The sequence below is a fragment of the Roseivirga sp. E12 genome, assembly GCF_017592825.1.
GTDB lineage: Bacteria > Bacteroidota > Bacteroidia > Cytophagales > Cyclobacteriaceae > Roseivirga.
Map to the genome: position 1 here is coordinate 1,102,736 of NZ_JAGFMD010000001.1, position 14,589 is coordinate 1,117,324.

Sequence of the window (14,589 nt, forward strand, 5' to 3'; positions counted from 1 at the left end):
ATTAACCTACGGCCGAAGTTTAACTAGTGAATTAATACTATTTTTGATCGAAAATCAGACGATTGGCGAAGGACCCTAAAAAATACAAACGCAAAAAGAAACTGGGCTCATATCACTATGTGAGTGTTATCTTCAGCGCAGCCCTTGCCCTATTCGTCATCGGACTCTTTGGTACACTTATTCTTCAAGCCAATAAGCTCACCAGTATCATCAAACAGAATATTGAGCTTCAGGTATATCTCAACAAGGATATTTCCAACAGTCAACGTAGTAGGATTGAGCGAGAAATTGCATCAAGTGATTACATCCTGCTGACCAATGGAAAGGCAGAAATGACTTTTATTTCAAAAGAAGAGGCTGCACAACAGTTTGTTGAAGATACAGGAGAAGATTTTACCGAGTTTCTTGGTGACAATCCGCTAAGAGACGCATTGACCATCAAAATCAATGAGTCACATCAATCGAATGATGATTTGGAGACTATTAAAAGTCAAATTCAAAGGATCAGCGGTGTGTTTGAGGTGACTTATGTAAAAAATCTGGCAGATTCTATTAACGACAATCTTGCCAAGCTCAGCTTATTGCTTATAGGCATTGCCACCGTCTTAGTAATAGTGGTCTTATTGCTCATTAATAATGCCATTAAGTTGGCTCTCTTCTCCCAGCGTTTTCTGATCAGAAGTATGCAGTTGGTAGGAGCAAAAAGCAGTTTTATTCGCATGCCTTTTCTTAAGCGGTCACTGTTGCATGGAGCACTGGCAGGACTTATTGCTTCAGGCCTATTATATGGGTTAAAGCAATTTGCGAATGGTCAAGTCAAAGGGCTTGAACAGCTACAACAACAAGAATTAGTCATTGCACTTTATGGACTGTTAATCGCATTAGGTGCAATAATTGCCTACTTTAGCACTTTAAGGGCAATGAATAAATATTTGAAAATGTCTTTGGACGAACTCTATTAATATTATGGCAGAGAAGAAAAACAACTTCGCTTTCGGCAAGGAAAACTATAAATGGATGCTCATTGGTTTGGGTGTGCTTTTACTAGGCTTCATTGTAATGTCTCTAGACAGTACCCAACATGGCCAGGGATTTCTCGGTCTCACCCTGGGTCCGATCATAATTATGGCTGGCTTCATCATTGAGTTCTTCGCCATTTTTAAAAAGTCGAAGTAATTTATGAGTCTTATCGAAGCGATTGTCCTTGGCATTGTTCAAGGGCTCACTGAGTTTTTGCCTGTCAGTAGCAGTGGCCATTTAGAACTCACCAAAACTATTTTAGGAGATAGCAGCGTACCAGAAGAGAGCCTCTTGATGACGGTAGTCTTGCACGCTGCCACCGCCCTAAGTACCATCGTAATCTTTAGGAAAGATATTGCTGAGTTGCTTGGTGGTCTTTTCCAGTTCAAGAACAACGAGCAGTTTCAATACTCCCTGAAGATTGTTATCTCAATGATTCCAGCTGCTTTGGTTGGTGTCCTTCTTGAAGACGAAATAGAACAACTCTTCGGGGGTCAAATTCTACTGGTTGGAGTAATGCTGCTAGTCACAGGAACATTGCTTTTCTTGGCAGATAGAGCAAAAAACACTTCGAAGAATGTATCGCTTCCAAATGCACTTGTCATTGGCATTTCGCAGGCAATAGCCATACTACCAGGCATCTCACGGTCTGGCGCTACAATTTCCACTTCGGTTCTTTTAGGCATAGACCGGCAAAAAGCCGCTCGCTTCTCATTTTTAATGGTCGTACCATTAATCCTCGGTAAAATGGCCAAAGACCTTGCGAGTGGAGACCTAATGGAGAGTCAAACAGAAACTTCTCTCCTAGTTGTGGGCTTTATTGCCGCCTTTATTGCAGGCTTACTTGCTTGTCAATGGATGATTGGTCTAGTGAGAAAAAGCCAACTGAAGTACTTTTCTTACTATTGTTATGTGGTAGGCATAGCCGCAATAATTTATACATTAGTTTAAATGCTTCAACTCGATTCCAAGCTCACCAAGCAAGAAAACTTTCTTGCAGGCCAAGTCATATTAATTGACAAGCCATTGGAATGGACTTCGTTCGATGTTGTCAAAAAAATCAGAAACCTAATTCGAATAAAAAAAGTGGGGCATGCAGGAACGCTAGACCCATTGGCCACAGGTTTGCTCATCCTTTGTACAGGTAAAAAAACCAAGTCCATAGAGTCATTTATGGCAGAAGAAAAAGAGTACACCGGTACTTTCACTATCGGTCAAACTACACCTACTTATGACCTGGAAAGCGAAGTCAGTACTCCCGTTGATATAAGCCACATTACTGATCAAGATCTGGAAGAAACAAGGCATAAGTTTATCGGTACTATAGAACAAGTCCCACCAATGCATTCTGCCATCAAAGTAGATGGTAAAAGACTTTACGAATTAGCCCGCAAGGGAGAAACCATAGCTAGGAAAACCCGAAGCGTAATCATTTCTGAATTTGAATTGACAAAGGTAGATTTGCCAACAATAAGTTTCCGCGTGGTTTGTAGCAAAGGCACCTATATTAGAAGCCTTGCCAATGACTTCGGAGAACAATTGGGCGTTGGGGCATATTTAAGTAGTCTTCGGAGAACCAGAATTGGTGAGTTTAGTGTTGATAAGGCCTACGACTTAGAAGAGTTAGTCACCCAATTAAAAGAGCTTGAATAATCGATGAAAATCCATCTCGGTACAGAAACGATTAATGAAATAGAAAATGCTGTTGTCACAACAGGAACTTTCGATGGTGTACATATTGGTCATCAAAAAATACTTAGCAGAATTAGAGATGTTGCGGATCAAACGAATGGCCAAACCGTACTGATTACCTATTGGCCGCACCCCCGCCTTGTTTTAAAACCATGGGACAATAACCTCCTTCTGCTTTCTACCTTTCCAGAGAAAGCAAATCTATTAGAGCTCTACGGTATTGATCATTTGGTAAAAATCCCTTTTACCAGAGATTTTGCTTCAATGACTCCAGAAGAATACATCAGAGTCGTACTTCATGAAAGAATTAAGACGAGCAAGATGATTATTGGCTATGACCATCGATTTGGTAAAGATCGAAGTGGTGGTTTAGATGAGCTAAAGTCGTTTGCTCCTAAATACAATTTTGAAGTCGAAGAAATCCCCCGTCAGGATATTGAAGAGATTGGTATTAGCTCTACTAAAATCAGGACGGCTTTGCAATCAGGCGATATCGAAACAGCCAACAAATACCTTGGCCGACATTATAGTGTGGCAGGTAGAGTAGTCCATGGCAAACAACTCGGCAGATCGATCGGATACCCCACAGCCAATATTGAAGTGAAAGAGAGTTATAAACTCATTCCTGCCGATGGCGTTTATGCTGTCAAAGTTTGTAACAAATACCAAAAGTTTGATGGCATGCTGAACATTGGCCAGAAACCAACGATTGGTGGAGAGAACAAAACGATTGAAGTGAATATTTTCGACTTTAATCAAGATATTTATAATAGCGAAATCAGCATCGAATTTGTAGGTCACATTAGAGATGAGATGAAATTTGACTCGCTTGACGACTTAAAGCATCAGTTGGAGGAAGATGAAAAGACCGTCAGAAACTGCTTAAGCAAACTATAAATAGAATCACATGATTAACAAAGAAGTAAGTAATGCTGATGAAGCCATTCATGACATTACGGACAATGCTACCCTAATGCTGGGAGGTTTTGGCCTTTGTGGAATACCCGAAAATTGTATTGCTGCCTTAGTGAAAAAAGGAACTAAGGGACTTACATGTATTTCCAATAACGCAGGTGTGGACGACTTTGGGATTGGCTTAATGCTTAAGACGCGCCAGGTTAAAAAGATGATATCTTCTTATGTCGGTGAAAATGCTGAGTTCGAAAGACAGCTTCTGTCAGGAGAACTTGAAGTAGATCTAATCCCTCAAGGAACACTTGCCGAAAGAGTAAGAGCTGGGGGCGCAGGCATTCCAGCCTTCTTTACACCTGCCGGCTATGGTACTGAAGTGGCCGAGGGCAAAGAAGTAAGGGAATTCAATGGTAAGATGCATCTTCTTGAGAGTTGGCTCAAAGCAGATTTCGCTTTAGTGAAAGCTTGGAAGGGAGACAAGTCGGGAAACCTTGTGTTTAAGGGTACGGCACGAAATTTCAACCCGGTGATGGCCATGGCCGGAAAAATCACAATTGCTGAGGTGGAAGAATTGGTGGAGATTGGTGAAATAGATCCTAACCAAGTCCACACACCGGGCATTTATGTACAGCGCATTTTCCAAGGCAATGATTATGAGAAAAGAATAGAACAAAGAACCACGAGGATTAAGTGATTTGATGATAAATCGATTTGATTATTTGAAAATGGGTTAATTTGATAATGAGATGATTTGGTGGTTAGTTGATTTGAAGATGAGATTATGAGAAGCGATAAACCAAACCTAATTGTCGATCTTACTTTTGAATTCTCAATTAAAATCATCGAATTCACTGAAATTCTTGATAAGGAAAATAAGAGAGTCGTAGCAAATCAACTCTTGAAGAGCGGAACTAGCATTGGTGCAAACACTTGGGAAGCCCAAAACGCGGAGAGCAAAAGGGATTTTATTCATAAATTCAAAATAGCTGCTACAGAAGCTGATGAAAGCGAATATTGGGTAAAGCTTTGTGCTGCATCGAGTCATTACCCTGAACCTAAAGGACTACAGGAAAGACTTACTTCAATATCAAAAGTACTCTCCAAGATCATTGCAACAAGTAAATTATCAAATCAACACATCTCCAAATCATCAAATTAGTATTATGGCTTTAGACAAGATAGGTATAGCAAAGCGTATAGCTCAGGAAGTTCAGGATGGCACATACATCAACCTAGGCATAGGCATCCCAACATTGGTGGCCAACTTTATTCCTGAAGAAATCAATGTAGTACTCCAATCTGAAAACGGATTATTGGGTATTGGACCATTTCCTGAAGAAGAAGCTGTAGACGCTGACTTGATCAATGCAGGTAAGCAGACAGTGACCACACTGAAGGGCTCTTCCCTATTCAGTTCTGCTGAAAGCTTCGAAATGATTAGAGGTGGCCATGTTGACCTTACCATTCTCGGTGCCATGGAGGTTTCAGAAAATGGAGACATCGCCAACTGGAAAATACCTGGCAAAATGGTCAAAGGCATGGGAGGTGCCATGGACCTAGTAGCCTCTGCCGACAATATTATTGTTGCCATGCAACATACCAGTCGCAGTGGTGCATCCAAATTACTCAAAGAATGTAGCCTACCTATTACGGGAATCAATTGTGTGAAGAAAGTTGTAACTGACCTCGCAGTACTTGATGTTCTGCCTGACGGTGGCTTTAAGTTATTAGAAAGAGCGCCTGGTGTATCTGTTGAGGAAATAAAAGCCGCCACAGAAGGCACCCTAATCATTGACGGTGAAATACCGGAAATGAAAATTGACTAATCCTATGGAGTGGGTTTTCCGTTGTTAGTAGAAACTTAACCTATGAAAGTACGATTTCTAATCGCAATAGCCCTTGTCCTATTCGCACTTCCCGCAGCTCAGGCGCAAAAAATCAAGAAGAGCCAAAAAGCTGGGCTCACACAGACTATAGCTAAGACAGAAATTAGTATTGACTACTATCGGCCTGTAGCAAGAGGTAGAGAGTTATTTGGCAAACTGGTTAAATACGACAAAGTATGGCAGCCCGGTGCTAACAATGCGACTGTTTTCGAGATCAGTAATGATATTACGGTCGAAGGACAGAAGTTGTCAGCCGGAAAGTACAGCCTATGGTCGATACCAGGTAAAACCGAGTGGGTATTCATATTTAGCAATGATTGGGATGCTTGGCATACAGAATATCCAGAAGGAAGTGATGCATTGAGAGTCACCGTACAATCGGAAAGTGGCCAGCATATGGAAACGCTCGCCTACTACTTCTCATATATAGAAGGAAAAGAAGGTACACTGAACTTTCACTGGGGAGAAACCATTGTTCCCTTAAGAATTAAGCAAGACAAATAAGGCAAACACTCTATCCCCTCTTTAGTTATTATTAAACGTGAGACAAATTGTCAACATTTTGTCTGTGATAACATCCTATTCTTAAGTAGAGATAAGTACTATATTTGCTGCGCTAAAATCAGAGCATGAAAGAATCAGAAATTAAACTTAGGGTCGAACTCGACCAAGAAAATATCCCCGAAAAAATCTTTTGGAACGCCACCGACAAAGATGGTGATCAAGAAGAAGAGACTAAATCCTTCAGCCTTTCCATCTGGGACCATAATAATAAGAGTACCCTGCGAATAGACCTCTGGAACAAGGAAATGCCTCTAGACGAAATGAAGCGCTTCTACGTGGATTGTCTTGGCGGGCTCGCTCAAAGTGTGCTCAACTCAACTGGTGATGAGTTCATGTCAACTGCGATGAACCGACTTTGCGAGAAATTAGTGAAGCACCTAGAAGAGGAGAATCGCAATAATCAACAACAATAATCCAAGATCACCATACAAATCGGACGTATTATCCATAAAGACAGATGAAAAAATGTTATGCATGACGAACATTTTTTCGTTTGAAGTGCTATTCCTTCATAAAACATCTTATTTTTGGAAATACGCCTATGTTTTACAATCTTAAATAACTAGTCAAGCCAAACTTTATTTGTTTCAAAACTCTTAATGATGATGAATTTGAAAAGAATTTTCACATGTACAATACTGGTGCTTCTGATGATGCAAACGATTACATTGTCAGCACAAGCACAGGTCAACGTAAAAGGTTCTGTTGTGGACGATGCCACAGGAGAACGTCTACCCGGGGTTAACATTCGGGTCAAAGACAAAGTAGTAGGTACCATAACACTTGCTGATGGTACCTTTTCTTTAGCAGTTAACAGCAGTGCTCCCCTGACGCTAATATTCTCCTATGTCGGTTATAAAGCACAAGAAATTGAGATTAATCAAAACGATGTCACTAACCTTGAAATCAGAATGGAAGAGTCCGTACTCTTCGGTGAAGAGGTAGTTGTATCAGCATCGAGGATCGAAGAGAGTATACTCACCTCTCCAGTATCAATCGAAAAGCTTGATATTCTCGACATTCAAAATACACCAGCAGCATCTTTTTATGAAGGTTTGGCGTCATTAAAAGGAGTTGACTTCAGTACACAAAGTTTGACTTTTAAGTCAATCAATACACGAGGTTTCGGTGCTAATGGTAATACAAGGTTCGTTCAGCTTATTGACGGTATCGACAACCAAGCGCCAGGCTTAAACTTTGCCGTGGGTAACATTGTGGGTATCAACGACCTCGACTTAGAGTCTGCCGAATTGATCCCTGGGGCAGCTTCTGCTCTATATGGACCAAACGCAATCAATGGTATTCTTCTTCTTAATTCTAAGAATCCTTTTGAATACCAAGGTTTCAGTGCATACGCAAAAACAGGTGTCAACAGTGTTGAGACCAATGCTACAGGCATGCTTGAAGAAAGTGCCGAGCTTTACCAAGATTATGGCTTCAGATGGGCCAAGTCATTTAATAACAAGCTAGCTTTTAAAATCACAGGTTCTTACCTACGAGCTAATGACTTTGTAGGTACAGATACCAGAGATCAAGGTCTTGCAACCGGAGGTGTTGTTGAAAGAGGTGGGACATCAAGAGGTAACAATCGTTTCTATAACGGAGTAAATACCTATGGAGATTTTGACATTACAGTTGGTCAAATTGCAGATATCGCGATTGCCGGTGGTAATACAACACTTCCTGCTATTAGAACGCTAATCCCTGACGGACTTGATGGCTTATTCACACCGAATGGTTTCAATGAAGCATCTTTTGTAGACAACACAACGGAAAGTATCAAATTGGGTGGTGCTCTGCACTACAGACTTAATGATAATCTAGAGTTATTCGGACAGTACAATTTTGGTTCTGGTAGTACAGTTTATACGGCAAACGACAGATTTGTTCTAGACGATTTTACAATTTCAACTGCAAAAGTGGAATTAAAGGGCTCTGACTTCTATGTGAGAGCATATACTACTCAAGAGAACTCAGGAGACAGTTATGCTTCTAATACTTTAGCTTCTCTTATCAATCAGGCGACATATTTAGAGCCGTACCTACTCACATTTGCAGGTGCAAGACTTCAAGGTGCTGGAATTGATGCATCACACGCAGCAGCTAGGCTAGCAGCAGATGCAGTACAGCCACAGCCTGGTTCTGCTGCTTTTGACGGTTTGGCTAATCAGTTAAGAGGAATATCAATTGCTGAAGGCGGTGCAAAATTCCTTGACAAGTCAAAACTATTCCATACAGAAGGTAGCTGGGATTTATCTGACAAAATTGACTGGGCCGAAGTTGTTGTCGGTGCTAACTGGAGAAGGTACAGTCTGAATTCAGAAGGAACATTATTTGCACTAGACGAAAATGGTGATGAAATAAGCTTCAACGAATGGGGTGCTTATACTCAGATCAGTAAGCGTTTCCTTGATGACAACTTGAAAGTACAAGGTTCAGTACGATACGACAAAAACGAATTCTTTAAAGGACAGTTTTCACCAAGAATCTCTGCGGTAGGTACTATCTCTGGAAACCACAACATCAGAGGTTCATTCCAAAGAGGTTTCCGTATTCCAACCACACAAGATCAGTTCATCGATCTAGATGTAGTCACAAGAAGGTTGATCGGTAGTAATGATCTATTGGTAGATCGATACAACTTCCAGACTAATCAGATTTATGAGACAAACAGTGTTAATGCAGCACGTGCAGCAGGTGATGCTTCTCTCCTAGTGGATGAAACCCGAGTCAACCAAGAATTTAAAACTGAGAAAGTAAACACTTTTGAAGTTGGCTATAAAGGTTTGTTTATGGACGGAAGACTTTTGATAGATGCGTACTACTACTACAGCGTCTACAAAGATTTCATAGCTGAAATTGACTTTACACAAGCTGTACCTAATGGCCTTACCGGTGCAAACCCTGACTCTGGTACGCCAGCACAAAGAGATGCCATTGTTAATGGTACTGTAGCTACGCAGCGTTACGGTTTCGACATCAATGCCGAGGGAGAAGTTAAATCTCAAGGATGGGCAGTTCAAGTGGACTACACCCTGGATGGAGGCTACTTCATTGGTGGTAATGTTGCTTACAATGAATTGATTTCTCAGGACGATCTATTAGCACAAGGCTTTAGAGCCAGTTATAACACGCCTAAGTATCGTTACAACTTGAAGTTTGGTAACAGAAAAGTTACTGATAGAATTGGTTTTAACATCAACTACAGATGGCAGCAAGCTTTCCTATGGGAATCTTCTTTCGGAGTAGGTATCATTCCTGAATATGGTGCTTTGGATGCTCAGGTGAGTTACAGAATGCCAGAATGGAAGTCAGTATTTAAGTTAGGTGCTAGTAACCTCCTTAACGACCGCTATACTACATCATTTGGTAACCCGGGTGTTGGTGGTATTTACTACATCCAAATCACTTTTGACGAATTCTTCAAGTAAAACTCAGAACGAAAATGAAAAATATTAAGATATACTTATTCGCAATCTTAGCATTAACCTTCGTCATTCAGTCTTGCGATGAAGACCAGAAGCTGCTAGAACAACTCGAAGATGAAAATCCGCTACCAGGCCCAACAACGGGTACTCCTGGGACTTTAGACTTCAGTAAGTACGTTTCTGTAGGAAACTCGCTTACTGCAGGTTTTATGGATAATGCGCTATACACAAGCGGACAGGATAACTCCTTCCCTAACCTACTGTCTCAGCAGTTCTCAATTTCTGGCGTTGGTGGTGGAGCCTTCAATCAACCAGATATTAATTCTGCAAATGGTAGATCAGGTGTCAACCCTGCTGGAGGATTCTTCGGCCGTTTTGAACTAAGCCTAAGTCTACTGAGACCAGTACCAACTGTCGGTGAGAATGTAACAGCCTTTGCCGGAGATAAATCAGCCTTGAACAACTTTGGTGTACCGGGCATGAGACTTGTCGATGTTGCAGACGCTGGCCTAGCAGGAAGAAACGGACTTTACGCGCGTTTCGCGAGTCAGCCAGGCGTAAGTACAGTACTGGGGGATGCCCTACAAGCCAACCCAACCTTCTTTAGCTTTTGGTTAGGCAACAATGATATCCTTGGTTACGCTGCCGGTGGCGGAGCTAACGAGGCCCTTATCACTGATGCCACAGCTTTTCAAGCTTCACTTACACAAGCTTTAGGCGGGTTGACACAGTCAGGTGCTCAAGGCGTGGTAATGACCATTCCTCAGATCATCTTGGCTCCTTTCTTTAGAGCGGTTCCTTACAACGCAATTCCAATGACGGATCCAAATACTGTAACAGCATTGAATAATGCTTTTGCTGGGCTCAATGCGGCACTAGATGGTCTTGCAGGGAATATGCTCTTAACTGTGGAACAAGCGAACGCTAGAAAAGTAAGCTATCAACTAGGAGCTAATCCAATTCTAATGTTCGATGATGCTCTGACTGATATTGGTCCTCTATTCGACATTTTGGTAGGTGCTAATGCCATAACAGCGGCTCAACGAGCTGCACTCGAACCTTACAGACAATCAAGACCTGCTACTTCATCTGATCTTCCAGTCTTGACAGCTGCTACATCTCTAGGACAACCCTTGGTGGTTAATGGAGTACCACAGCCTACAGCCGTTATAGGTGTGAGCTACCCTGCGCCTGACAACTTGATATTATCAGAGTCTGAGGTGACAACTGTTGTGGGCACTAGAGCCACTTATAATGCTACTATTGCAGGTGTGGTTGCTGGTATTAATCAAGGCGCTGGTTCGGATGTACTTACCCTTGTGGATGTACAACCGACATTTGCTGATATATCAGGAACTGATGCAGCAACTGCTCGATTCTTAGTAGATCCTACTAACGGTGCCAATCCGGCTTTAGCAGCTATGGGTGCGGCAGCAGCGGCAGCAGCCGATGGTGAGTTAGGAATAAGAGTTGATGGTGTTAATCTAGCACCGGACTTCAGTCCAAATGGTATATTCTCGACTGACGGTATCCATCCAAACCCACGTGGTTATGCAATTATTGCCAACCTGATCATTGATGCACTTAATGCAAGTAAAGGATCTTCAATCCCTAAAATCAATGTATTGGCACTAAGAGGCGTCTTGACAACGAACTAAGACAAGCTTAAACAAATATTAAAAGGAGCTCCGATGATTCGGGGCTCCTTTTTTATGTCATTTTCAAATAGGTACAAAAAAAGAATCCCGAAAACGTATTTTTCGGGATTCACCTCAACCAAATAGATAAAATAACCATCAACTTCACCTACCAACTTCACACTTGTTTATTACTTAACCTGTACTCTTCTAATTACAAGCCTCTTGCCAAAACCGTCATTAATAACATCTTATTGATTATCAGATAGTTACGATTTATGACTTTTAATATTTATCGTCAAATTGTTCCAGAACTGGATTTTCATTCCCAAATCGGGAATTCAATTCACTTGCTACCTTATGAGACATCATCTTTTCTATCTATTTTTGCCAGCAAAATCCCTCCCTTATGCCAGGTTTTGAAATATTCGGTAAAGAAGAAAGAAAAGAAGTAAACGATGTCCTTGATTCAGGCATTCTGATGCGATATGGCTTTGATCACATGCGCAATGGTCATTGGAAAGCAAAAGAACTAGAAGATGCAGTACAAAATATCTTCGGTGCAAAGTACGCCCAGCTCACTTCAAGCGGTACAACGGCTCTATCAACTGCCATGGCCGTTATGGGTGTGGGTGCAGGCGATGAAGTGATCATGCCAACCTTTACTTTTGTTGCCAGCTTTGAGGCGATCATCACTGCTGGAGCAACTCCTGTTTTGGTTGATATTGATGAAACACTATGCCTAGACCCTAAAGCTGTCGAAGCAGCGATTACCCCCAACACTAAGATGGTAATGCCTGTTCATATGTGTGGTTCAATGGCACAATTGGATGCCTTGCAAGACATTTGTAAAAGACATAACCTCCTACTTCTCGAAGATGCCTGTCAAGCCATTGGCGGCAGTTTTAATGGACAAAAACTGGGGACTATTGGAGATGGAGGCACCTTCTCTTTCGACTTTGTAAAAACGATTACTTGCGGTGAAGGTGGTGCCTTTTTGACGAACAATGAAGAATACTATCGAAATGCCGATCATTATACTGATCATGGCCATGACCATGTAGGTAGTGATCGTGGTGCAGAAACTCATCCATTCCTCGGGTACAACTTTAGAATTTCAGAATTACACGCGGCTGTAGGCCTAGGTCAAATCAAAAAGCTCGATTGGATTCTTGAAACCCAGAGAAAAAACAACGCCATCATTAAAGGAGCACTTAGTCAGGTGGAAGGTGTTACTTTCAGAAGGATTCCCGATCCAGAAGGTGATAACGCTTCATTCTTGTCCTTCTTCTTACCAACAGAAGAATTAACCCGAAAGGCACACAAAGAGCTATTGGCAAACGGACTTGGAGGAAATTTCTACTGGTACGATAACAATTGGCACTACATCAAAAAGTGGGACCATTTGAAAAATGCTACTTCCCTATTTCCTCTTAACCCAGGCTTAGTTTCAGCCATCGAAGCCATGGACTTTGACAGTTTCAAACAATCTGATGAAGTAATGGGAAGAACCATTTCTTCACTGATCAATTTGAGTTGGACTGAAGAGCAGGCACAAGAACGTGCTGAAAAAATGGCTGTTACGATTAAATCCGTGCTTTCATGAAAGTAGTCGCCCTAATTCCTGCCAGGTATGATGCCACTCGGTTTCCGGGCAAGCTCATGGCTAAGCTCGGTAACAAGTCTGTTATTCTTAGAACATATGAGGCGGTAATCAAGACGGGTCTTTTTGCCGAAACCTATGTGGTCACTGACTCTGACGTTATTTACAACGAAATAGTTGATAATGGAGGCAAAGCGATCAAGAGTCAAAAGGAGCATGAATGTGGCAGCGACAGAATAGCCGAAGCTGCAGAGCAAATAGAGGCTGACATCATCGTCAATGTCCAAGGTGATGAGCCCTTTACAAAGAAAGAACCGCTTACAGAGTTACTATCTGTTTTTGAAGGACCTGATGCTGACCAAATCGACCTAGCATCTCTTATGCAGGTTTTGACCAAAGTCAACTTAATTGAAGACCCTAATTACGTAAAGGTGGTGGTTGACCAACAGAATTACGCGCTGTTCTTCTCACGCTCGCCCCTTCCATATCCTCGAAACAAAGCTGCCAACCCAAAGTACTATGAGCATATTGGGGTTTACGCTTTCAGGAAACAAGCACTGCTCGACTTTTACAATACACCAATGACCATTTTGGAAGACACTGAGAAAATCGAGTGTCTCCGTTACCTTGAAATTGGTAAAAAAATCAAGATGGTAGAAACTGAATACATGGGCATCGAGATCGATACGCCTGAAGATTTAGAAAACGCAAAAGCATTTATTGAAGACTAATGACAGCATTCAAGAACTTCCCAATGGTTAAAATGGTCGTTTACGGCCGTGGATCGTTTGGTCAGACCGCAGAAATCCTTTCCTCTCAAAGAAAAGGTGACTACCCATTTATATTTTTGGTGGATGATTTCTTCACTGGAAGGGAAAGTCTCATTTCACGTATACCATTAGAAGGAAAAGACAAGATAGTCTTTGCCAGTGCCGATGATGAGCCTAAAACAAAGCAAGTAGATGCTATTGCCAAAGGCTTGATTGAAGAGTTTGGTGAAGTATCAGGGGTTATTGGTATTGGTGGCGGTAGTATGTTGGATTTAGCCAAAGCTGTAGCCCTGATGATGACTAACCCAGGGTCTTCTGCTGACTATCAAGGATGGGATCTGGTAAAAGTACCCGGTGCCTATCATGTAGGAGTTCCTACACTTTCTGGTACGGGAGCCGAGGTTTCAAGAACGACTGTACTAACAGGTCCTGAGCGTAAGTTGGGAATGAACTCTGATTATACGCCTTTCGATCAAATCATCCTTGACCCAGACCTGATTAAGAATGCTCCTAAGAATCAGCGTTTCTATACAGGAATGGATTGCTACATTCACTGTGTTGAATCACTGACAGGAACTTATCTCAACACCTTCTCGCAATCTTATGGAGAAATGGCGCTAGAGCTTTGTGAGGATGTATTTCTTGAGAAAGACGTTTGGGATGAAGACTCTGATGCTAAGTTGATGATGGCCTCCTACCATGGTGGTATGTCTATTGCCTATTCTCAAGTGGGAGTCGCTCATGCGGTTTCTTATGGATTGAGTTTCTTGCTAGGCACCAAGCACGGTATTGGTAACTGTATTGTATTTGACCAACTGGAAGAGTTCTACCCAGAAGGTGTCTCCAAGTTCAAAGCTATGGTAGACAAACATCAGATTGATATTCCAAAAGGAATTTGCGCAGGCTTAAGTAACGATCAGTTTGAAAAGATGATTGATGTAGCTCTCTTCTTGGAGCCATTATGGGAAAATGCCTTAGGAAGCAATTGGCGTGATACCATCACTCGGAAAAAACTCCGAGAGATGTACGAAAAAATGTAAATGAAAGCCGGTTTAACCGGCTTTTCTTATTTTGTAG

Annotated in this window: 15 protein-coding genes; all 15 read left to right on the forward strand. The window is 41.8% G+C overall.

Annotated features, from left to right (window positions below; genetic code table 11):
• The first annotated feature begins 62 nt into the window (after positions 1 to 62).
• The 15 genes from J4E76_RS04810 to J4E76_RS04880 all read left to right on the forward strand — a co-directional run bounded on the left by J4E76_RS04810 (position 63) and on the right by J4E76_RS04880 (position 14,552).
• The gene (locus J4E76_RS04810) at positions 63 to 962 is read left to right on the forward strand and encodes an ABC transporter permease (protein WP_208501669.1); all 900 of its coding nucleotides are present in this window, start codon (positions 63 to 65) and stop codon (positions 960 to 962) included.
• A 4-nt stretch (positions 963 to 966) separates the two neighbouring features.
• The gene (locus J4E76_RS04815) at positions 967 to 1,176 is read left to right on the forward strand and encodes a DUF3098 domain-containing protein (RefSeq protein WP_208501671.1); all 210 of its coding nucleotides are present in this window, start codon (positions 967 to 969) and stop codon (positions 1,174 to 1,176) included.
• Between the two features lie 3 nt (positions 1,177 to 1,179).
• On the forward strand, positions 1,180 to 1,971 hold the full coding sequence (locus tag J4E76_RS04820; protein WP_208501673.1) for an undecaprenyl-diphosphate phosphatase: 792 nt from the start codon (positions 1,180 to 1,182) through the stop codon (positions 1,969 to 1,971).
• A complete protein-coding gene (truB, locus tag J4E76_RS04825) occupies positions 1,972 to 2,673 on the forward strand; it encodes a tRNA pseudouridine(55) synthase TruB (RefSeq protein ID WP_208501675.1) in 702 nt (233 codons plus the stop codon).
• 3 nt (positions 2,674 to 2,676) lie between these two features.
• Entirely contained in the window at positions 2,677 to 3,609 is a 933-nt protein-coding gene (locus tag J4E76_RS04830) for a bifunctional riboflavin kinase/FAD synthetase (RefSeq protein WP_208501677.1), read from the forward strand.
• A 10-nt stretch (positions 3,610 to 3,619) separates the two neighbouring features.
• On the forward strand, positions 3,620 to 4,318 hold the full coding sequence (locus J4E76_RS04835) for a CoA transferase subunit A (RefSeq protein WP_208501679.1): 699 nt from the start codon (positions 3,620 to 3,622) through the stop codon (positions 4,316 to 4,318).
• Positions 4,319 to 4,405: 87 nt separating this feature from the next.
• Complete coding sequence (locus tag J4E76_RS04840; RefSeq protein ID WP_208501681.1) at positions 4,406 to 4,783, forward strand: four helix bundle protein; 378 nt, start codon at positions 4,406 to 4,408, stop codon at positions 4,781 to 4,783.
• Positions 4,784 to 4,787: 4 nt separating this feature from the next.
• Positions 4,788 to 5,450 carry a 3-oxoacid CoA-transferase subunit B gene (locus J4E76_RS04845; RefSeq protein ID WP_208501683.1) on the forward strand — a complete coding sequence of 221 codons (663 nt, stop codon included), beginning with the start codon at positions 4,788 to 4,790 and terminating at the stop codon, positions 5,448 to 5,450.
• A 42-nt stretch (positions 5,451 to 5,492) separates the two neighbouring features.
• On the forward strand, positions 5,493 to 6,014 hold the full coding sequence (locus J4E76_RS04850) for a DUF2911 domain-containing protein (protein WP_208501685.1): 522 nt from the start codon (positions 5,493 to 5,495) through the stop codon (positions 6,012 to 6,014).
• A gap of 125 nt (positions 6,015 to 6,139) precedes the next feature.
• On the forward strand, positions 6,140 to 6,487 hold the full coding sequence (gldC, locus tag J4E76_RS04855; RefSeq protein WP_208501687.1) for a gliding motility protein GldC: 348 nt from the start codon (positions 6,140 to 6,142) through the stop codon (positions 6,485 to 6,487).
• A 192-nt stretch (positions 6,488 to 6,679) separates the two neighbouring features.
• Positions 6,680 to 9,505 (forward strand): TonB-dependent receptor domain-containing protein, encoded by a 2,826-nt coding sequence (locus J4E76_RS04860; protein ID WP_208501689.1) that lies wholly within the window; start codon positions 6,680 to 6,682, stop codon positions 9,503 to 9,505.
• 14 nt (positions 9,506 to 9,519) lie between these two features.
• The gene (locus J4E76_RS04865) at positions 9,520 to 11,160 is read left to right on the forward strand and encodes an SGNH/GDSL hydrolase family protein (RefSeq protein WP_208501691.1); all 1,641 of its coding nucleotides are present in this window, start codon (positions 9,520 to 9,522) and stop codon (positions 11,158 to 11,160) included.
• A gap of 388 nt (positions 11,161 to 11,548) precedes the next feature.
• Positions 11,549 to 12,745, forward strand: coding sequence for a DegT/DnrJ/EryC1/StrS aminotransferase family protein (locus J4E76_RS04870; RefSeq protein ID WP_208501693.1), 1,197 nt, complete (start codon positions 11,549 to 11,551; stop codon positions 12,743 to 12,745).
• A complete protein-coding gene (locus J4E76_RS04875; RefSeq protein ID WP_208501695.1) occupies positions 12,742 to 13,473 on the forward strand; it encodes a 3-deoxy-manno-octulosonate cytidylyltransferase in 732 nt (243 codons plus the stop codon). The genes J4E76_RS04870 and J4E76_RS04875 overlap by 4 nt, the downstream gene beginning before the upstream one ends.
• Positions 13,473 to 14,552, forward strand: a complete 1,080-nt coding sequence (locus tag J4E76_RS04880) for an iron-containing alcohol dehydrogenase family protein (protein WP_236017269.1) — start codon at positions 13,473 to 13,475, stop codon at positions 14,550 to 14,552. The genes J4E76_RS04875 and J4E76_RS04880 overlap by 1 nt, the downstream gene beginning before the upstream one ends.
• Positions 14,553 to 14,589: the final 37 nt, after the last annotated feature.